This is a genomic window from Cyclobacterium sp. SOCE241, from assembly GCF_056867545.1.
The window spans coordinates 4,750,722-4,771,168 of record NZ_CP149779.1 but is presented as its reverse complement, the minus strand read 5'-3'; the positions used below and the strand labels follow the sequence as shown (position 1 = coordinate 4,771,168).

Genomic DNA, 20,447 nt, shown 5'->3' with positions numbered 1-20,447 from the left:
AAATTTTACACAAACAGCTATTTTTAAACTCAATATTTCAAAATTTCTCTTGAAACCATCAATCTTCTTTGGCGATTCCTCTTTTTATCATCCAAGAGGGAGCTGTTAGAAACCATAATACAGTGCCCAAAAACATCAGTTGCTTACAGGTATCAGGCTGCATACTGCCACTAAACACTAGAATGGCCGGCACGATACTCAAACCTAGGCCTATAAAGGAGATAATTTTCAATAATAGTTTCATTTCTTTTGATTCATTTTACTAGCCACAAAGTATACCAACACTGCTACAAACCATCCCGGAAGTCCTAAAAAGAAGATTTCAATCCCAAACACGAGGTTTAAAAATAGACAGAAAGACAAAGTAATGATCCAAGTTAATGCCACAGCCCAATTGAGCGATATCCCCTTGAATTCTGCATAATTTGCTTTCAATCCTACTTTTTCAAGCATGTAAACATCTATAAATATTACCGCCCCTACCGGCATCAAAATCAAGCCATACAAGGCCACGAATTCTAGCAATCGCATGACCAAAGCAGGAAAACAAGCAGCTATGGTCGTAAACAAACCCACAAAAAGAGTTACTTTCCAAGTCTTCCATTTTGGATTTATAGATTGTATGGCCAAGCCTGCCCTATAAAGTGTTGGGTTAGCAGTTGTCCACCCTGCGATAACAACACATATTGCCCCGGCAACACCAACAGCGCTATAGGCAATAGGCCCTGGTGCAAAGGTTAGGCTTCCTTTGGATTCGATCAAAAATAGAGAGTACAAAATCCCTGAAGCAATCCAAGCAATAAAATGCCCTAAGAAAACTCCGGTTGCAGAAGAAAATCCTTGTTGCCACTTCTTAGCATACCTTAGTAAAGACAAATCAGCCATCCCTATATGCATGGCCATATTACAAAACCAAGCAAAGAATAAAATATGCCAAAAACCAAATTTACTTTGTCCTTCCAAAGGCACTCCTGTCCAAATTGTGCTTTCCGCAACTGACCAAAAAGACCCTATCTCTGTAACGCCTAACCGAGGCAATACCGCCAAGGCGGCAGCAATGAATACCATGATCATCCATGGAGCTGCTACCATTGCAAATTTTGAAACCTGATCAAAGCCAAACATAGCAATCAAGGTAGTGATGGCTCCTACTACAAACACCGTCAAAACCCACCCCAAACTATTGGGCAATACATCAGTTAACTGTGGCATGGCCATGTCAAAGGGAATCCCAACTGCAGTAGCTGCCACAGCAATCATGGACCCGGCTAAAAAGCAAAAAAGTCCGGCATTGACCAAGTTATAAATCAAGGTAAACTTTTTACCGGCAATCTTCTCCAATAAATAGTAAAGGGTTACTCTTGTTTTGACCGCAATCTTGGCCGTTAAAAAAGCCCAACTTAATACTGCTAAAATATTGCCAAACAAAAGTCCGGTCACCAAGTCGATGGCACTTGCACCATGTGCTACAAATAATGGACCTATTACAAATTCAGTTCCTGCTGTATGCTCACCTGCATAAGTGCCTAAAAAGTTTCTCCAGCCTTTCAGCTTATTGGTGGGAATAGGTTGTTGTTCATATTCATTGACCGCATTGAGGCGATCTACCAAACTTTTGTTTTTTTCCATAGAAATAGATAATCATAACACTCCCGGTAAGCTTTGAGCCTTTGGAAGATAAGCCAATCCGATAATATTAAGGGTTAATTAAGACTTGCAAAGTATACTTGTAATTCATTTTCATCATTTGCTACCCTTATATGGATCCTCTGTTGATGAATTTGAAAACATTTTTAACTGATTCTTTTTTATTTTTCTTGATCATATAGGCAGCAGTCTCTCCCATTAGTCTAAAATCAGTGGAGATCACAGTGATACCTAATAGTTCTTTTAATGGTGTGTCGTTGTAGGAAATGATACCAATTTCTTTCCCCGGTTCATAAAGCTGTTCTCTCACCTGCTTAACTAAATTGACCAAATCATTTTCTTCAATGACTATAAAGGCATCTTTAGGACGAAGCTCCATTTCAGGATAAACCTTGTCCAATATTTCATAATCAAATTCAAAATCCTTACAAAATTGTTTGAACCCTTTTAATATTTCTTTCGGGTAGGGGTAGAGGATATCATTGGGGTAAACAAGCATCAACTTTTCATATTGTTGAAGTTGAAAGACTCCTTCAATCAGGGCATTGTAAATGTCATTTTTGAAATCTTGATAAATTGAAGCTACGCTTTCACCCAACTCCGGGATTTGATTATCCATGATAATCAGTTTGTCAGAAGGGATTCCTTTTACACATTTCATTACCTCTTCATCCAAGTTATAATGGCTATTTTGACTATCCTTGAAATGAGGCATCAAAACGTAATAATCATATGCACCTAAATTTTCGGTGAGAATGTTCTTCAGTAGTTTGGGATCACAGTGATAGATATTTAAATCAACTTGTGCATCTGTACCTAAACTATCGATGAAAGAATTGTAGGTTTTAAGTTTGTAATTGCTGAGCTTATTCAAAAGGTATAAAACCCTAATCTTGGAGGTAGATATGTTTTTAGCCACATAATAACCTTTTCCTTTTACCGAAAGGATGATCTTTTTTGTTTTAAGCTGATTGTAAGCTTTCTCTACGGTATCTCTAGACAAATAGTGTTCTTCGCTAATTTCATTGATAGACGGAATTTTATCCCCCACCACTAAGGTACGGCTTTCAATATCCTCAATAATAGAATTAACTATTTGCTGATACTTGGGAATCCTGGAATTTTCATCAAGACGAATCAAGGGCTTCACTTCAATCATGGGTCAGGTTATTTAGGCTTTCAATATAAATCCTCATGTGAGGTGTTCAATAAATTTACTAAATAAAGTTAAATACTCTTATTTCCAATTGATAATTTACACAAAAGATGCTATTAATCATGTATTTCTATTTGAACGGGACCCGATAAGCCGGAAGGCATAACTTTCCAACCTGAGGCATCAAATGGTTGGTAGTCTATATTCACAAAATTTATTTCATGATAATTTCTCCACATAATCTCATTCTTATCGAGATATCTCACATGATTCGCCATCAGATTTGCCACTTCTACTTTCACCTTATTCTCAACCTTCTTTACAAAACCACTAATGTCCAAACGGTAAGGAATACTAAAAGCATAACCAACCTCCTTTTCATTGATCCAGACCTTAGCACTTTCCAACACCTCACCTAAACTTAATATGTATTTTGCATTTCCATTAATCTTATCGAGGGTAAAATCACTTTCATAAACCGCCTGCCCTGAAAAATCACTGTAGGCCTCGCCTTCGATAGCCGTCCAAGGTTTAAGAGTCGCTAATTCCACATCGGCAGGTAAAACCGGACCTCCACTTTTAAAAGTTAAGGACCAATTACTCTCCTTGTCAATTACTTTAGGAGTTGTTGTTTCATACTTCCATAGGGGTAAGTTTTCAGCTTCCTGATTTGTTACATGTACAATAATTGATTGTCCCGGTAATAAGGATATAGCGACTTCTGTTATTCCTTGTTCATATTTTGTTTTAGCGCGTCCAATTGTTCCTTGCTCAGGATCCATTAGTACTGCTGTCTTCCCTTGAGTTTGTAAGCCTACAAAGCTCTTAATTTCCTTAGCTGTATGATTTACCAAGTAATAATATTTGCCTTCTCCAAGTTTCCTTCTGACAAACTTTAAACCGATGTCGGTTAACTTCTCTCGACTGACATCCAAAAAAGCCAGAGCCGAGGATATCTCATCTGTTAAGAGTAGGCGCCCTTTACCATAGTCGGCTACCTCTCCACTTGCAAATGGTTTAAAATTGATCTGCTTCCAAAGGCTGTCTAAGGTTTGCCTTCTAGTTGCATGTTTATAAAACCCTGGCACATCCAAAGGTTTTTCCTGAAAGATAACTTGAGCCCCCTGTTCAGAAAGGTCCATTAACTGTTTTAGGGTGGCCAAGGGCATGAATTTGGTTTTGGGTACAACAATGGCCGAAGATCTAAATTCTTCATTTGGCCCAGTGAGGGAATTGCCCTCCACCTGCAAGGTTTTCAATAGCTCATCGGAAATAAAATCTACACCATAGCCCACATCCATTAAAGACTTGACAGCCTTATAAAAAGGAGTCGGATGCAACCATTCATCAATCCCATGGACAGTAAGTGTTTTTCCTAGCCCCTCAGGATCTGCCCACACATCATATACCGGCCAATACACCAGCAGCTCATTGTCTGGCTTCCCCGCCTGTAATACAGACTGCACCCTTTGTATATAGTCATTAAACCCTTTAAGATGAGGCCATAAACTGTTGTGGGTATTTAAATTTAATGAGGCATAAAATAACCAACCGGGAAAATCCACTTCCTTAGGTGAATAGGTTATGCCATGATAAAACATATGGTTGACACCTGCAAGAAACGCCTGCTCCAGCTCAGGTTTAGCTTGGGAAAAGGAAGATTTAAAATGCTCACCTAACCAAGTAAAAGTCTCTGTAGACACCAAATTATTGCCTTTTATATGAGCAGCTGAAGATGCAAATTTTAACATAATGGGATCGGGGTCCACATTCCGAATATCTGAACTATCTCTTCTGATTCCGGGAATCGGGAAATAGCTAGAGCCAAAGGTTTCCCCTTCGGGAATGGAAACAGCTGCATAAAGATCCAATAGATTTCCGGGGGAACCATGAGCTTGATTTTTTGTCTGTTTGCCATGGCCCTTTGCCCAAATAGACCATTGCTTGGTAAAGTTTTCCAACAGCATTTCACTGATGGTTTCCCTATAATCAGACTTTAGACGATATCCCTCTTCAGTGTTTAATTGATCTAAATGATTTCTGAGGTCATAACCTCTCCTCCTTTCAAAAAAATTAAAAAAATCCTCAGTGAAATCAGCTCCATAAACCTCAAAGCTATCATTGTAAAAGGCCCTGATGTCTGGAAAATCCCCCGATAAAGCATTGTCAAAGTATCCTAAGTATTGCTTCACTGCCTTTTCCGAAAAATGATCTAAAGTGTAACCTTCTCCTCCCGGGGCTGCTCTTTTTACTTTTTGACCGGTCTGGGTTTCAAAAATCGCTATCAGTTTCCATTTACCTTTTTCATCCCAATCTACAGAACCATCTTCTTTAACATATTTTGTAATGTTTTGGGCTTTCACCCCATCTTGAAAGGCCATGAGGCTATGTAAATAATGAACCTCCCCTTTAATTTCATCTTCCTCAATTAAAACAGGTCGATCCACACCATCCCTGGCTGAATAAGCATATTCCTGAACCAACATTTTCTTTGCTGCCATTTCCGGACTCACCATTTTCCCACCAAAGGGCCAACCTGTCCCCTGCGTCAAATCTATCTCCATCCCCAGACTGTCTGCCTTCTTGATGGAATAATGAAGCATTTCAGTCCACTGCGGGGAGAGGTAATCTAAAAATCTGTTTTCAAAGCCTTTGGCCCCATATATTGGGGCAATTTCCAAGCCTCCGATCCCTGCTTTCTTGTATTCACCTAGCAAATAATTTAGGTTTTCTTTATCCACAGCACTTCCCATCCACCACCATCTGGACCAAGGCCTAGAAGTAGCGGTTTCCTCGGGCCAATGGCCTACATTCTGTTCGGAAGGCTGGTTTTCTTTATTGCAGCTTGACATGCACCCTAAGAGTATAAAAGGGAACAACATCAGCCATGCACTTGCATATTTACCCATCCGATCAAACATCAAATTATTATTAAAGGTCTTGTATTAAAGGCTGAAAACTTTTTCAAGTCGATTGACTTTTGGAGATTGATCAGGGTTGGTCTCCATAATATCTCCCATAAATGCCCACCATTTTTTCATTATGGTTTCCTTTGCCAAATGGTTGGTTTGGTTTTCCTCTTCAAGATTTTGGAAAGCGAAAAGTGTCCCTGTTGCTTTGTCAAGAAAAATATGGTACTCGCGTATGCCTGCTTCCCTTAGGAGTTCAGCCAACTCCGGCCATATTTCATTGTGCCGTTTTTCATATTCTTCTTCGTTCCCGGGCAATAATTTCATTGTAAATGCTACAGAAATCATAATTGTTTTATCTATTTTTTTCCTAGACCTTGGAGTCAATCCCATTATACCATTGATATTAATAGCACGCATTGCTGAGGCTAAACTCTGGTTTGATGCTCAAAGTAAAGAAAACTATTGAATAAACTTTCCTGTACTATCAGGGTGGTCCTTTTATATTTTTTAATTCCAATCAATTAAGATTAACTTTGTGAGCTTAAAATAAACGTATGAAAATCGAAGAGAATGTAGTGGTAGGTTTAACCTACGAATTAAAAGTAACCAATGAACAACTCGACTCTCTCCCTTTTAGTGTGGAAGTGAGGGACAAGGACGATCCTTTTTACTTCTTAGTTGGAGATAGTGGACTACCTAAAACTTTTGAGAAAAATCTCGCCGACAAAGTTGAAGGTGACCAGTTTAACTTTACCTTGTCTGTTGAAGAAGCATATGGTAAACCGGATGATGAGCTTATCGTTTCTGTACCTAAATCACAATTCAATCAAGAGAGAGGATTTGAAGAAGAGATGCTTCAAGAAGGGAATTTTTACCCTTGATAGACGAAGATGGCTACCCAATGCAGGCAAAGGTGGTTAAGGATTTGGGTGAAGAAGTGTTATTGGATTTCAACCACCCACTTACAGGCATGAACCTGCATTTTGAAGGTGAGGTATTTGCTATTAGAGAAGCTACGGATAAGGAAAAAGAAGAGGGTTTCAGGGTTTAATTCACCTTGAAATCTTACTTTTCTTCCAAGGCTAATACATCCTCTTCTTCCCAATTCATAAATATTGTCTGGCCTTCCGACAAGTCCCTTTCGTATCGAATCAATTGCCACGCCGGATGCTCCTCAGATACTTTCACGGTTAACAAATCATATTCAGGAAAGTATCTTTTTAATAATATACTCCCTTTTAACATGCCTGCCGAAGTGGAATGTTTTATGGAAGAAGGTCTCAAGTATAGATTAGGCTTTCCGGGAAGTCGATTTAATGGGCCAAAAAGCCCGCCACATATGCAGTTTGAGGATTTTTGTAGATGTCTTTTACCTTTCCTTGACGCAATAATTTCCCTTCAGAAAGGACACATAAATTCTCTGTTAGCAAGAGCGCATCTTGGATATCATGGGTCACCATGATCACCGTTATCTCTAATTCCTTAAAGATTAAATTCAGTTCATCAAGCAAGCCTCTCTTTTGTAAGCTATCCAAGGAACTAAAGGGTTCATCCAATAGCAACACCTGAGGTTCTAAACTTAAGGCCCTAGCGATGGCTACTTTTTGTTGTTGCCCGCCGGACAATTGCCTGGGATAACTGTCTCTTTTCTCCACCAAACCAAATACCTGCAACAAAGCCTCAAGCCTCTCTTTGGCATATGCTTTATCATATTGCAGTAGGGGCCTGCTTATATTTTCAGCGACAGTCGACAAAGGAAACAAACCATTGTCCTGCTTTACAAGTTGGAGCTCATCATACCCTGCTACTAATTTTTGCTCAGGATTAAGTATTTTCTCCCCTTCTAAATACACCTGCCCTTCATTTTGAACTTCCATACCTGCAATGAGCTTGAGCAAGGTACTTTTTCCGCTACCACTAGAACCGATGATTGACCACCGTTCTGCTTTATTAATGGATAAAGACAAGCTATCCAAAGCTTTAAGCTCACCATCAAAAATTTTGGTTAAGCCTTCAATATTAAGATAACTCATCCGTTAATTTCTTCTTTCAATTTTTTAGGCAAACTAGCGAATACCAAGCTGTAAGAATGGTCGACTAATTCCAAGATCAATTCAGAGGTAACCGAACCATCACATGACACTGTATTCCAATGTTTTTTATTCATATGATAACCCGGTAGGATACCTTCGTGAGATTCCCTAAGCATTACGGCTTTTTCAGGGTCACATTTTAGGTTGACACTTTCAAATTTATCAATATCCAATATTGCGAAAATCTTATTCCCAACCCTAAAGCAAAGTGTATTGTTGTCAAAAGGTGTATCCTCAGTAACCCCGGTTTTCTTCAAGCAATACTCCCTAAAGGTTTGAATGTCCATTAAGCCAATCTTTTAATGATCCAATATACCAATGCTGCAAGAAAGACCAAAATCGATATTTTATTGATGCCATGCATCATTCTTAGGTTAAAGTTGGTTTTCTTATTGGGGTCAGGTTTTTTAAAAACGCGAATAAAGTACTCACCTACCTCACCCAACTGAAAGAACTCTTTTAATTTGCTAGCCATAATTTCTTGATTCAAATTTATTACCAGGAGCTATTCGTGATCAGTGGTTTCAGGCTCGATCCACTGCCCGTCTTCTTTAATTATGTCTATTAGTTCGTCTACAGCATTCTCGGAAGGCACGGACCGCTTCATTACTTCTTTACCCTTATAAAGTGTAATTTTCCCTTTACCTGACCCTACATAACCATAGTCGGCATCTGCCATTTCTCCCGGGCCATTTACAATACAGCCCATTATTCCTATCTTAACCCCTTTGAGGTGATCTGTCCTCTTTCTTATCAAAGCTGTGGTCTCCTGAAGGTCAAATAGTGTCCTCCCACATGAAGGACAGGAGATATACTCTGTCTTTGACATCCTAGTCCTTGCTGCCTGTAACACACCAAAGCTAACCGAATTATGAAGTTTGACTTGTGCCAGTTTTTCTTCTTTGTCTCGCAGTTGCAATTGATCTAAACCAATTACCATACCATCCCCAAGGCCATCAATCAACAGACCGCCAACATCTGTTGCAGAAAACAACATGGTTTTTTCTGCATCTTTCTCAGAATAACTTACTTTAGGAACCACCGGCAAATTAATTTCCGCATCGATAAGTGAAACGATGGCTCTCCTTATCGCTTGCATTTGATGTTCACAGTTTGAGAACAAAACAATGATGAGGGGGAGTTCATTATTTAAATAAGGAATTGCTTCGTCGATGTTCTCAGATGAAACCAATAAAAAATTTAGTGTTTCATGCAGCCTGACCTTCTCTTTCAAATGATCTAAATCGATTGCCGGAAGTTTGTTCTTTTGATCCTCTTGATTACCCCAAGTATCATAGGCTAAAATCTCTTTAAGCCCGTTAGGTAGCATAAATGGAACCGGGCTTTTATCTGAAAAAATATAATCACAACCCTGATCGTTCATTTTCCACTTATCCAATTCCGGAAGATAAAAGTGGCCGACACATTTTAGGTCTTTCGGTACAGTTATTCCTACAGTGGAGATATCAGTTATCACCCGCGGCACATTTCCACCTCCAAAATTAGCCACCTCTACAGCGGTTCTTTTATTATAAGCAAAAGGGTCAATGGGATAATTGCTAATGGGTTTAATTCCGGAAGCCTCAGGTCTATTGGCATACCTGTTTATTAAGGTTTTCACCACAGGAGATTCAAACTCAGGATCCTCTGTTAAGGAAACCCTTACGGTATCTCCAAGACCATCTTCAAGCAATGCTCCGATCCCAACAGCAGATTTGACCCTTCCATCTTCTCCATCTCCGGCTTCTGTTACTCCCAGATGTAGCGGATAGGGCTTAAAGCCTCCCTCTTCCAGTTTATTTACCAAGAGCCTGTATGCCTGAACCATCACTTGGGTATTGGATGATTTCATTGAAATCACAATATCATGGTAATTTTCTGCCTCACAAATTCTCAAGAACTCAAGAGCAGATTCAACCATTCCAAGTGGGGTATCTCCATACCTACTCATTATCCGATCAGATAATGAACCGTGGTTGGTGCCAATTCTCATAGCAGTGCCATGAGTTTTACAAATATTGACCAAGGGGAGAAACCTTTCCCTAATCCTTTCTAGTTCTGCCTGATAGGAAGCATCAGTATATTCTAAAACTTCAAATTTCTTTTTGTCTGCGTAGTTTCCCGGATTTACCCTAACCTTTTCGACGATTTTTGCCGCTACTTCCGCTGCATTAGGTGTAAAATGAATATCAGCCACCAAAGGCGTATTGTACCCCCTTTTCCTCAGGCCATCTTTGATCGCTTGCAGGTTTTCTGCTTCCTTGATACTGGGAGCTGTAATTCTCACCAGTTCACAGCCACTATCAATCATGCGGATGCATTGTTCAATAGATCCTTGGGTATCCATGGTGTCTACTGTAGTCATTGATTGCACGACTATGGGATTGTCTCCGCCAATAGTTATGTCTCCGATCCTTACCGGAATGGTTTTCCTTCTGGAATAATTCGTAAGACTATTGCAATACTGCTGATTCTCTGTGAATGTTTTCAATTCCATAATTTATATATCACCTAATTGAGGTCGGATTACTATCTCTTCAACAACAGAACGGGGCGAAAGGTTATAAGCTGACCAAACTGATGCTGCCACATCCACCACATCTATGAATCTGCTCTCCGGTAAATCCACTCCTTCCCAACTCGCAGTGAATGTTGCCCCGGGCAAAACTGAAGTCACCTTAACCCCATGAGGTACCATTTCTTGTCTCAAGCATTTCGTGAAACCCAACATGGCCCATTTAGATACAGCATAACTTCCACCATTGGCATAAGCAGTTAGTCCTGCTATGCTTCCAATAGTAAAAATATGCCCATTTTTTCTTTCCATCAACTCCTTAGTAAAACCTTTGGTCAAATAATATGTGCTGAAAAGATTGGTGTGCATGGTCTTTTCAAAGTTTGCTTCGTCCTCCGAGTGAAGGCTTCCAGGAATAAAAATACCTGTATTATTTACTAAAACATCGGGTATTCCTATTTTTTTACAAATGCTACAAATGCTTTTGTCTCTTCTTTAATAGAAAGATCGGCTTTCTTCGTATATACTTTTACTGCCGAAAAGTTTTTTCCACCTCTTCTTTTAATTCCCTCAACTCATCTTCATTTCTACTACAAGTAAATACGTCAAAACCTTTATTCGCAAATTCAAGGATAATGGCCTTTCCTATACCCTTTGTGCCTCCGGTAACTAAAATACTTTTCGACATTAGTTTGTGTTTTAATAATTAGTACAACAACAAAATTGACTGTTGCAAATCTACAATTTTTCAATGGCTATGCCTAATCAAAACAAGGCCGATACCTGCATACGACCTGTATGTACCAAATGATCCAAGCCCTCGGATTTTCTGCCTTCATACATTAAGTTAAGCTGCAAACCTTCACCTATTTTTTGTAACCAATTTAAGCTCCAACTGGTATTATTTCCTGGACTTAGAGCCTGTAACATCTCATATCCGGTGGGGGAGTTGACCAGTCCATTGTAGGAAATATAAGTGTATTTCAGTTGTGCATTCACCGTGGTTTTGATGGCTTTTGCCACCCTGAAGCTAAGTAATCCTTCATGGATTTGGGCAGCCTCTTCTATCTCAACATTGGCCAAGTTCTCTTTATTTGTCAACCTGTACTGAAGGGTAGACCTGAAAAAGAGGCTAGGCTGTAGACTTATCTCCGGTCCATAAGTAAACTGTTCTATTCTAAAGTTCCTATTGTCTAAGAAGTCTGAGCTTGCATTTCTCTTTCCCCTATTGGCATAAAACATGAGGTTCCATTTCGTTTCGATATTATACCGTGCATTGTAGCGCCAATCATCTTGTGAAACATCCTCAAAGCCTCCTGTTAGCAGCTGCTTTTGATGACTGTTAAAAAAAGAAAAATCCATACCGAATTTAGGTGATGATCGGTTGAAAAAGAAAGAAGAACGAAACGATTGCCTTAATGAAAGCAATGATTCCTCTGCAACACCGCCTTGAAATGGGCTAATCCTTTGAAAAAAATCTCGGGATGTTATCTTTTTCTCAACATTTAAATTCGTATTGTTTGAAAACTTTGCTAACCATTTTTTTACTCCGGTCAAGGTTTTCCATTTGGAGGGAAACTTGCCACTCAACCGATAATTAAACAAAGTGGTATAGGCCTGAAGGTATTCATCTGTAGGTACAAATACCTTTATATAATTCTTTTCTTCAGGATTTATCGCCAGATAAAACTCATTAAGCTGTTGGACCCCATCTTCATCGTCATCTCTCCATGTATGTGTCCCCTCTCCTGTTGGTACCGGCAAATATACAAACTCCCTTCTCAACTCCCTGCCATTGCCCAAGGCATAGGTAAACTCATTGGATAAATTGTTGTCAAAAAGAGAACTGCGATAATTCAGTTTACCCATGACTGTAGTTTCTTCAGGAAGATCCTCTGTTAAAAAGATCAATTTTCTATAAGTAAATGATCCATTAATGGTATGTGCCCCGAAAGTCCCCTCTACTCCATAGCTAGTCATAAATGCTTTAGTGTCCGGCTTTAGTTGCCCCTCCATTACTGCTTTATCTTCCCGAAAACTTGCTGTCCCGAAAAAGGAATAATTCAGAGAATCATTTGAGTTTATAAAAAACTCATGCGCTTCATAGTTCATGGCAGTGGAAACTACTTGATTTTGTTGAGGGTTGGTCACTTTATTTTTATCTAGGATATACCTATAACCGGGCACCAGAATCGGGGTTGGGTATTTAATCTCTCCTTGGTACCGCAGCCAATCGGATTGTAAGGGGTGCACTTCACTTTTTAGCTGGAAGAAGTCATTGGTTACCAATAGCCTATCCCAAAATTTTTGATTGAGTTTTATCTTTTGTTGTAAACCTGACAAAACCCCTGTTCGGTTTCTTAAATCAAGGCTGTAGGAAAACTGATTTTGATTGTTTTTGAGCAACTCCAAACTAACATTAAACAGCTTCTCAGCTGCATTGTCAACATCATCTGCATTGGTTAATCCCCAATCCCTATCAAACTCTACAAATCTTAATCGATCCACAAAGGAAAAATTAGTTGAATTGTACTCAACAGTAGTCTGCCCATTAAAAAGATAATCCTTAAGCATTTTAACAGAGCGACCTTCAGACCTTAGCCCGGCTTTAATGGCATAACCTTTATTGTCAGCATCTCCCAAGTCTGAAAAAAGATTTTCATCTTGATCAGAGAGGGCTACTTCCACAAAGGTAGTCTCATAATCTCCAAGTCTGACTTCAGTACCTGCAGTCATCATTTGCTTTTTATTGGGTGCCGGCAAGGGGAACTAATAGTGAAATTACCCTGAGACACTCCATTTATAGGAGCAATAAATTCATAAACCACCCCATTGGCCAGTTGTTCTTTCCGAATATAATCCCCTAAACCTTGGGTAGTTTCTGTAAAGCTTATTGCATAAAAGGCTTGTGCCGGATCTGTACTGTACGCGTAATAATTTACCGTTTCTCCATTTTCGGAAAAGTCTGAAACCTTTTTATACAAAATTCTATTTGAATCAAAAGCAACGCTGTCCACCCTTGGAATAGCCGCATAGAGAATGTCATCACCCACTGAGCTGAGTAATCTTTTGTCCCCATCGCTTAACTCTGTAAATAAAGGCCTATTTCGGTCATCCTTTTCTCTATAATAATTCAGATAAAAAGTAACGTTTTTATTTTCTTGAATATGGTTTGCAGTAATTATCGATCTGGAAAAATTTCTTTCTGCATACTCAAAATCCACCCTTACTCTAGAGTATTGGGTAATCAATACTGTGGGAGTAAAAGTAATTTCACCTTGATTATAATCGATAGTATAATCATTATTAAAACCTCGCTTCAACTGTTTTCCATCTAAAAAAACCTTTTCAGAATTGGCTAAAACAATAACATACCGTTCATTTCCAGGCCCACTAATACGGTATGGTCCCAGCACTCCTTCGGTCACTTCTAAATTCATGGAAGCAAATTTTCCTTTGGCAATGGCTGCACCTACCCTGCTTGAGGCCTTCCACTTTTCGTTTAAGGTGTAATCTGAAGTAAATTGCAAGCCTTGCACATTTTTGTAATACCTTAAAAACTCAGATTTTCGCTGTTGCAAAACCACATCCCCACCGGCAAGATTAATTTTATCATTGTATAACTCGATCAAAATATTATCGAAATCCTGAATCTGTTGGGTATTTCCTTCTGGCTGGAAGGGTACATTTTGATCGGTAATGCTGGCTCTAATATTTAGATTTTCTGCCAATTCCCCATCCATCTGTAAGTTTAAAGCAGAATTCACAAATACGTTTTGTGTATTACCGAAGGATATTCCACGTGTTAAATTACCTGATTGATTGAGCTTACTTGAAGTAAATACTTCCTCTCTAAAATCATAAATTGCTGTTCGTTCCGGCTCTTTGTCTTTAAAAAATGCTAAAGAATCATAATCTTTTTCTAACGATCTATTTTGAAAAACATGCTTGAGTGAAAATGGCAGAGTTTTATAACAAATGAATAAAGAATCATTCTCCAGTTCAATTGTATCCAGTAGGATAATGTTGCCACTATTAAAATTATACTTATGTGGTCTAATATTACCTAAGGCATCCTTTACCTTAATACTGGCAGGAATCAGGGACAAGGTGTCTGCAAGTACCACCACATTATGAGTATTGGCAGTTTTCCAAAGACACTTTTGGTCTTGGGCCAAGGTGGAATAATTCAATGCCAAAAGCATTGGTAAAAAAGCTAAAAAATACTTCACCAACTGCATATATCAATCACTTACAGGAAGCTAAAGTAAACAATATCTGTCAATAATTTAGGGGATTAGGGGGAACAGGAGATAGAAGGTAGTTCCTGTATCGGAAGATGTCTCAAACCATATTTTACCTCCGGCAGTTTCCACTCCTCTTTTGGCAATGGCTAAACCAAGGCCTGAACCCTCAGATTTGGTACTAAAATTAGGCAGAAAGACTTTTTCCTTTAATTCATCTGAAATACCCTTACCATTGTCCTTGATAGAAAGTTTAATATGCTCCTGCCCGTCAAAGTACAAATTCACAAGAATTTTAGGTTTTTTACCTTCTTCTACCGCTTGAATCCCATTGATTATCAAATTAGATATTACCCTCCCGTACAATTTAGGATCTCCCATGATCTTCGTAGACGTTCCCTCTCCCGTTTGATCAGTAAATTCAATTTCTACATCATCCCTGTAATTGAAAATAGAAACGGCTTTTAAAACCACCTTTCTGAATTCCAACTCCTGATTTTTTGGAAGTGGCATTTTAGCAAAGGTTGAGAACGAACTTGCAATATCACTTAAGGTATCTACCTGATGAATAATTGAATTAATGGGGTTAACCAAAGCCTTACCATTGTCTAGCTTATCAGCTGCTTGTAGGCGCAATAAATGCTGTAAAGTAAGTTTCATCGGAGTTAAAGGATTTTTTATTTCGTGGGCTACCTGTTTTGCCATTTCCCTCCAAGCTGATTCTTTTTCGTTGGAAGCCAAAACCTTTTTACTGGTCTCCAATTTATAAAGCATGTTGTTGTACTCGTTTACAAGCAGGCCTATCTCATCCTTTCCCGGCCAGACCATGTACTCATTGTTTTCCAAGTCTGTATCCTTTAGCTTCTGGGTTAATAATTTAAACGGATGGGTAAGGTTTTTGAAACAAAATAAGAGATAACCAAAAAGAAGAGAAAGATCAGCACGAAAATGATCAGAATATTGCTAAACACTTCAGTGATCATCAAATTAAGTTCTTCTTCGGATTCGAAAAAAGGTATGGCGATAATGGCCTGCAGCTCTTGATTTTCTCCATTTTTAAGTGCCAAGTATACGGTTTTAAACTGCAAATCGCCTACTTGTTCTATCTGTAAAAATCTATTTTCCTTAGATTCGATAATAGAGGCATAAGCTACCGGATGCAAATAATTCGTTAAGATTTTTTTGTCAAAAATGGCAGGTTGGTTGGTAGCTAATAGCTTCCCATCCGGAAGATAAAGATTTATATCTGCATCCGTTGCTGTAGCCAAAGTATACAATTCAGTGTTTATATCATCCTTATTTAAATTATTAAACTGCTCACCTCCTAAATCTCTCCCTAGGTTATCACTTATTATTCCTGCTTTTTGAAAATATTGCCTATGAAGATCTTCTGTGTAAGAATGACTTAAAAATCCAACAGCGATCACACTGATGATCAACATTGGAAAGAAAAATGCAAAGTTAAGGTATAATTGAAGTTTGGTTGCATAATTAAATCGCAGCTGGTTTAGTCCACTGAATAAAATAAAAACTGCGATGGACAATAAGGTGAAAATCAGGTACACAACAAAAAGAAAGGCTATGTCAGCTAAAATATAATTGTTGGGATACTTACGAGAGGAAACAACAATAATTTTATCATTATAGCTTACTGCCAAGTGGTGATATCCATTGAATAATATCCCTGTCGTAAAAACATTCTCATTCTTAAGGAAATTCTCCACGGTCAATCCTTGATAACTAAAAATCCCTGAACTATAACTTAACTCCTGCTCTTCAAATATTGCAAAATCAAAATCACGTTCTATATAATTAGTGACGTACTTATTGTCCATAAGCAATTTTGGAAATGCCTTACCGGACTCAATCCTTTGTTGATTCAGCTCGATGACTATTGTTCCGAGAAAGTCATTGTCCCGTTGAATTTTAACAAAAGCTACAAATCGATTGCCTGTATTCGTATCAGTGGATTTAATAAAATACAAATTATGAACCTGAGTAGCATAATCGCTATTCATGTATCGGTTTTTGTACTCTGAGAGGGATAAGGAGTTGTTACTTCCCAAAACAAGTCGACCTGAGGGACTAAAAATGCTTACATCTTGTCGGTATTGATCAAAGTAACCTGCAAGGTAAATTTTCTTGATTTTCCTTTCGATAGGATCTTTGGAAAGAAGGGGATCAGAAAGTCGACTTTTGATAAAGGCATCTTCTACAACTCTAGCAATGATATCTTCAAGAAGAAATTCTCCCATTACATCTCTGTCAAGCATTACATTATTGGCGAATTTGATCTTGGCCCTTACTTCATCATACCTAAGGTCTTGATAAGCTGCTGCTCCTGTCACAACAGCCCCTATAAGACATGCAAAAAGAAGGTTAAGAAGGTGTTAAAGTCAAGTTTAAACAGGCTTTGGTAAAGCTTGAAACTAATAATGGCCACCAATAAAATAATGTGGGCTAAAAAAGCTATAAATAAAACAAAATTATAGAAAAGAAGAAAAATTAAGAATGGAGAAACGAAGACCACAAGAACCTTTAAAGGGTAAAAATAGTTGTCCTCGTTTTTAAATAATACCATATTGATACCAATAATCGTAAACAACAGATAGGCAGCACCTCCAAGAAAAATAATAAAAAGACTAACTATTTTAAGATAATCAAAATTAGGTATTGCTTCAATATTTAAATTCCACTGTGAGTTTTCTACAATATTTAGATAAAGGTAAAAAACCAAAAACATTAGTGTTGTTGACAGAATATATGCCGCCGTAAGGGAGAGCCAATAAGGATAATTGTTTCTAAATTTGATAAAAGCTAAGGCTACCCGCCTCCTACTAAGGATTGCAATAACCATACTTAGCACCACGATATAACATATTACATTCAAAAGCAGGTCGCCTAAACTCGGATTGAAAATAGATGAGGCATAAAGGCTTGAATCAAATATTCCGGTTTGAAAAAGTCGTTAGGAAAGTGAAAGGCCAACATAATTAACCTGACAAAAAATAAAATAAGAAAGGTGTAAATTGTAGCTAAAAATTTCTGTCCTTTGGACCATAAAGTATGAACGAACCCACCACCAATCAACAAGACCAATCCCAGTAAAGAAAAGAAGAATACTAATAAGGTAAGATTTATTGATTTTCCTTGAACATCATACCCAACCCTAAAAAAAACAGAAAACAAATAATGGTCTTCAAAATATAAATTTTGGTAATTTTCTTTAGGATTTCCGGACAACAAAAACCTATCATTCCCGAATATCTCCGGGTTAAACCCACTTTTTAAATATTCATTTCCAATTTCAACTTTGTCATAAAAAGGGTAAACATGAAGCAACCAATAATCTTTATGATTATGGACAATCTTTCGAAGTTTGGTAAAATAAATCCCCCGATTATTTTCGAGTAATTGATAAGATTTCGCTGTAGAAAAATTATTGAAATCCGGAATCATGTCGATAGCTGACCAGTAAATCAGCTCCCCATCATTGGAAAACAGGTAAAAAGGCAACTCATTATCAATATTAAGATGCTTAAATGAAAATTGAATTTCGGAGGCTTTACTAGCTAAAACCTTATCAAAGTCATCATCAAAATCCCTGATAACCTTACCTAATCGTTGCTCAAGGTGTGCTTTATTTGCACCCTGGTCTTCTCGGTATTTCCCATCCATAAAAAAGTTTATAGATAAAACAATCCCCAAAAGAACTATAGACAAAACGAGTATAAGCCTTCTTCTCCTTATCATTGTAACAAAACTTGCCTGGTTAGCCTGTACCTATAAACATAACTAATATTGGCTTAATGAAAGATGATTAATCTATTAATAAAGATTCGGCCTTCTAATGGGTATGGGTTTGCAATGTTTAAAGCCTTTAACAATCCAAACCTTGTGTTTTTTTCTAAATATTCCTCCTCAAAAATTTATTTAGTAGAAATAACAAATTAGGAATTGGATCAGAAAGAAATACCTTTTTTCCTTTTAGCATTCTTGTACCAGAAGTACCCCAGAACCATTAGCAAAACGTAAGGCGCTACAAATAAATAAAGGATTCCTATATTCAATGCAGCACCTACGGTGGTATCTCCATTACTTACATTGTTTTCAACTGTTGCCCTACACATAGCACATTGCGCTAAGGATGACTGGACCGAACCTATCAACAGAAGCAAAACAGCCACCAAACTTTTGAAATATTTATTCATTGTAATAATAAACGGTTTGGTTTAACCTTTGTTTAAATATAATCATTCTATTAAACATTATACCTAATGAAGATAATAAGGACTGATCATCAGATAAACTATCACCCCTGAAATAGTTACATATAGCCATATTGGAAAGGCATATCTTACAATTTTACGGTGCTTTTCGAATTTACCGGTGATCCCAAAATAATAGGCCAATAAAATCGGGAATAGGGCTATAGCTGCAAGAATGATATGACTAATAAGAAGTGAATAATATACCCACCTAATCCAACCTTCACCACCAAAAGTTGTACTTTCTGCTGCTGCATGATATATCACATAGCCTACTAAAAAAATGGCTCCTAGCCCAAATGCAACAGACATGGCCATCTTATGTAATGTGATGTTACCACTTTTGATGAAGAAAAAGCCTAAAATCAACATTACAGAGGCAAAACTGTTTACAACTGCATTGAGATGGGGTAAAAAATAAACCCACTCCTCACCTATATCAATTTTTGTAGGCATAAATAATAGGACAGCAACTACAACCGGCACTAAAATGGAAACAATGGTTATCCAATTGTAGATAGATTTGTCCTTAGGCTCAATTTCTAAACTATTTTTTATCATGAAGCAAAATTTTTGTTTCTAAAATTAATTGATCAACACCTTCTCTTTTGGTGCCACTATAATATCCTCGAATACGACCTAGTTCATCTACCAAAACAAACTTATCACTATGTACAAAATTTTCAGGTATTGCTCCACCACTCACAGACGGAATGATAAAACCACACCTGGCCAAATCATAGGTTTCGTCTTCTGGGCCACTTAAGAAAAACCATTTGTCCTTTTTTGCTCCATGCTTATCAGCATAGTCAGCCAAAATCTCAGGGGTATCATATTCAGGATCGATACTAATGGAGTAGATCTGTACCCTATCCTCGTCACGAAAAACGTCTTGAACCCTTTCCATCTCTGTGGACATAATTGGACAGATACTTGGGCAACTGGTAAAGAAAAATCAACGATTGTTATTTTTCCTTCCATCATTGTTTTGCCTACATTTCTTTCATATTGATCTGTAAAAATAAAGTCAGGAATATAATGCTGACTACTGTCATTATTTTCGCACTGTTCAAAAGGATCCTCAACTCCATTTTGATATAATATAGGAATATCATATTGGTTGGAAGAAAACCCTCTTAGAAATAGGATGATCAATACAGGTATCATTAAAACACATACCAATACCAAAACCTGAATAAATCGCAACATTTTCATACACTACTACAAAAAAAAAATGGTTGAAGATTCCCCCTCAACCATTCAATTTTATATTTTTTACTCGGTTTACCAGCGCATTACAAAAATTTCAGCACCTTCCTTCATTAGGGCAATTATCAGCCAAACCAAGAAAATAAGCGGTACGATAATGGAATAAAACAGAGGCTTAACTTCATCACCCAAATGCATAAATTCCATCATGATATACTTGGCTTTAACAATGGTCAAAGCAATAAAAAGAAAGTATAAGAGCAACCCTCTTTCCATGGTAAAGGCCAATACAAATTCCACAGCCGTGATTACCAACAAAATCAAGGCAGTAAACCAGATTTTTTTAATTTTGGCAGGATCTCTTGGAATTACTTCCAGCCTATTTTTATTAACGTGTTCCATA

19 protein-coding genes and 2 pseudogenes are annotated in these 20,447 nt (G+C 37.8%); 1 reads left to right on the top strand and 20 read right to left on the bottom strand.

Annotated elements, in window-relative coordinates:
* Window positions 1-58 precede the first annotated feature (58 nt).
* The 5 genes from WG932_RS24220 to rhaM all read right to left on the bottom strand — a co-directional run bounded on the left by WG932_RS24220 (window position 59) and on the right by rhaM (window position 6,132).
* Window positions 59-244, bottom strand: coding sequence for a hypothetical protein (locus WG932_RS24220; RefSeq protein ID WP_014020344.1), 186 nt, complete (start codon window positions 242-244; stop codon window positions 59-61).
* Complete coding sequence (locus WG932_RS24215; protein ID WP_483085690.1) at window positions 241-1,629, bottom strand: purine-cytosine permease family protein; 1,389 nt, start codon at window positions 1,627-1,629, stop codon at window positions 241-243. The genes WG932_RS24220 and WG932_RS24215 overlap by 4 nt, the downstream gene beginning before the upstream one ends.
* A 127-nt stretch (window positions 1,630-1,756) precedes the next feature.
* Window positions 1,757-2,806: a GntR family transcriptional regulator gene (locus tag WG932_RS24210; protein ID WP_339676529.1), complete on the bottom strand. Its 1,050-nt coding sequence runs from the start codon at window positions 2,804-2,806 to the stop codon at window positions 1,757-1,759.
* A gap of 113 nt (window positions 2,807-2,919) precedes the next feature.
* Window positions 2,920-5,724: a glycosyl hydrolase gene (locus WG932_RS24205; protein WP_483085689.1), complete on the bottom strand. Its 2,805-nt coding sequence runs from the start codon at window positions 5,722-5,724 to the stop codon at window positions 2,920-2,922.
* 24 nt (window positions 5,725-5,748) lie between these two features.
* Complete coding sequence (gene rhaM, locus WG932_RS24200; RefSeq protein WP_014020340.1) at window positions 5,749-6,132, bottom strand: L-rhamnose mutarotase; 384 nt, start codon at window positions 6,130-6,132, stop codon at window positions 5,749-5,751.
* Between the two features lie 137 nt (window positions 6,133-6,269).
* Between rhaM and WG932_RS24195 the strand changes: the two are divergent.
* Window positions 6,270-6,766 (top strand): annotated as a pseudogene (locus WG932_RS24195) (FKBP-type peptidyl-prolyl cis-trans isomerase).
* 14 nt (window positions 6,767-6,780) lie between these two features.
* Here the strand turns inward: WG932_RS24195 and WG932_RS24190 are convergent.
* From WG932_RS24190 to WG932_RS24120, 15 genes and pseudogenes are all read right to left on the bottom strand, one after another.
* Window positions 6,781-6,999: a hypothetical protein gene (locus tag WG932_RS24190; protein WP_483085688.1), complete on the bottom strand. Its 219-nt coding sequence runs from the start codon at window positions 6,997-6,999 to the stop codon at window positions 6,781-6,783.
* Between the two features lie 29 nt (window positions 7,000-7,028).
* Window positions 7,029-7,748, bottom strand: a complete 720-nt coding sequence (locus WG932_RS24185; protein ID WP_483085687.1) for an ABC transporter ATP-binding protein — start codon at window positions 7,746-7,748, stop codon at window positions 7,029-7,031.
* On the bottom strand, window positions 7,745-8,095 hold the full coding sequence (locus tag WG932_RS24180) for an MmcQ/YjbR family DNA-binding protein (RefSeq protein WP_014020337.1): 351 nt from the start codon (window positions 8,093-8,095) through the stop codon (window positions 7,745-7,747). Before WG932_RS24180 ends, WG932_RS24185 begins: the two co-directional genes overlap by 4 nt.
* Window positions 8,095-8,283 carry a DUF6728 family protein gene (locus WG932_RS24175; protein ID WP_014020336.1) on the bottom strand — a complete coding sequence of 63 codons (189 nt, stop codon included), beginning with the start codon at window positions 8,281-8,283 and terminating at the stop codon, window positions 8,095-8,097. The genes WG932_RS24180 and WG932_RS24175 overlap by 1 nt, the downstream gene beginning before the upstream one ends.
* A 30-nt stretch (window positions 8,284-8,313) precedes the next feature.
* On the bottom strand, window positions 8,314-10,305 hold the full coding sequence (ispG, locus tag WG932_RS24170) for a (E)-4-hydroxy-3-methylbut-2-enyl-diphosphate synthase (protein ID WP_483085686.1): 1,992 nt from the start codon (window positions 10,303-10,305) through the stop codon (window positions 8,314-8,316).
* 3 nt (window positions 10,306-10,308) lie between these two features.
* Window positions 10,309-11,011: pseudogene (locus WG932_RS24165) on the bottom strand (SDR family oxidoreductase).
* A 77-nt stretch (window positions 11,012-11,088) separates the two neighbouring features.
* Window positions 11,089-13,062, bottom strand: a complete 1,974-nt coding sequence (locus WG932_RS24160; RefSeq protein ID WP_483085685.1) for a hypothetical protein — start codon at window positions 13,060-13,062, stop codon at window positions 11,089-11,091.
* A complete protein-coding gene (locus tag WG932_RS24155; protein WP_483085684.1) occupies window positions 13,059-14,564 on the bottom strand; it encodes a hypothetical protein in 1,506 nt (501 codons plus the stop codon). The genes WG932_RS24160 and WG932_RS24155 overlap by 4 nt, the downstream gene beginning before the upstream one ends.
* Before the next feature lie 48 nt (window positions 14,565-14,612).
* The gene (locus tag WG932_RS24150; RefSeq protein WP_483085683.1) at window positions 14,613-15,413 is read right to left on the bottom strand and encodes a sensor histidine kinase; all 801 of its coding nucleotides are present in this window, start codon (window positions 15,411-15,413) and stop codon (window positions 14,613-14,615) included.
* A 23-nt stretch (window positions 15,414-15,436) separates the two neighbouring features.
* Entirely contained in the window at window positions 15,437-16,915 is a 1,479-nt protein-coding gene (locus tag WG932_RS24145; RefSeq protein ID WP_483085682.1) for a hypothetical protein, read from the bottom strand.
* Window positions 16,916-17,468: 553 nt separating this feature from the next.
* The gene (locus WG932_RS24140) at window positions 17,469-18,320 is read right to left on the bottom strand and encodes a hypothetical protein (RefSeq protein ID WP_483085681.1); all 852 of its coding nucleotides are present in this window, start codon (window positions 18,318-18,320) and stop codon (window positions 17,469-17,471) included.
* A gap of 209 nt (window positions 18,321-18,529) precedes the next feature.
* Window positions 18,530-18,778 (bottom strand): hypothetical protein, encoded by a 249-nt coding sequence (locus tag WG932_RS24135; protein WP_483085680.1) that lies wholly within the window; start codon window positions 18,776-18,778, stop codon window positions 18,530-18,532.
* A 63-nt stretch (window positions 18,779-18,841) separates the two neighbouring features.
* Complete coding sequence (locus WG932_RS24130) at window positions 18,842-19,396, bottom strand: DUF420 domain-containing protein (protein WP_014020330.1); 555 nt, start codon at window positions 19,394-19,396, stop codon at window positions 18,842-18,844.
* A complete protein-coding gene (locus WG932_RS24125; RefSeq protein ID WP_483085679.1) occupies window positions 19,383-19,754 on the bottom strand; it encodes an SCO family protein in 372 nt (123 codons plus the stop codon). Before WG932_RS24125 ends, WG932_RS24130 begins: the two co-directional genes overlap by 14 nt.
* Window positions 19,755-20,119: 365 nt before the next feature.
* Window positions 20,120-20,446 carry a cytochrome C oxidase subunit IV family protein gene (locus WG932_RS24120; protein ID WP_014020328.1) on the bottom strand — a complete coding sequence of 109 codons (327 nt, stop codon included), beginning with the start codon at window positions 20,444-20,446 and terminating at the stop codon, window positions 20,120-20,122.
* Window position 20,447: the final 1 nt, after the last annotated feature.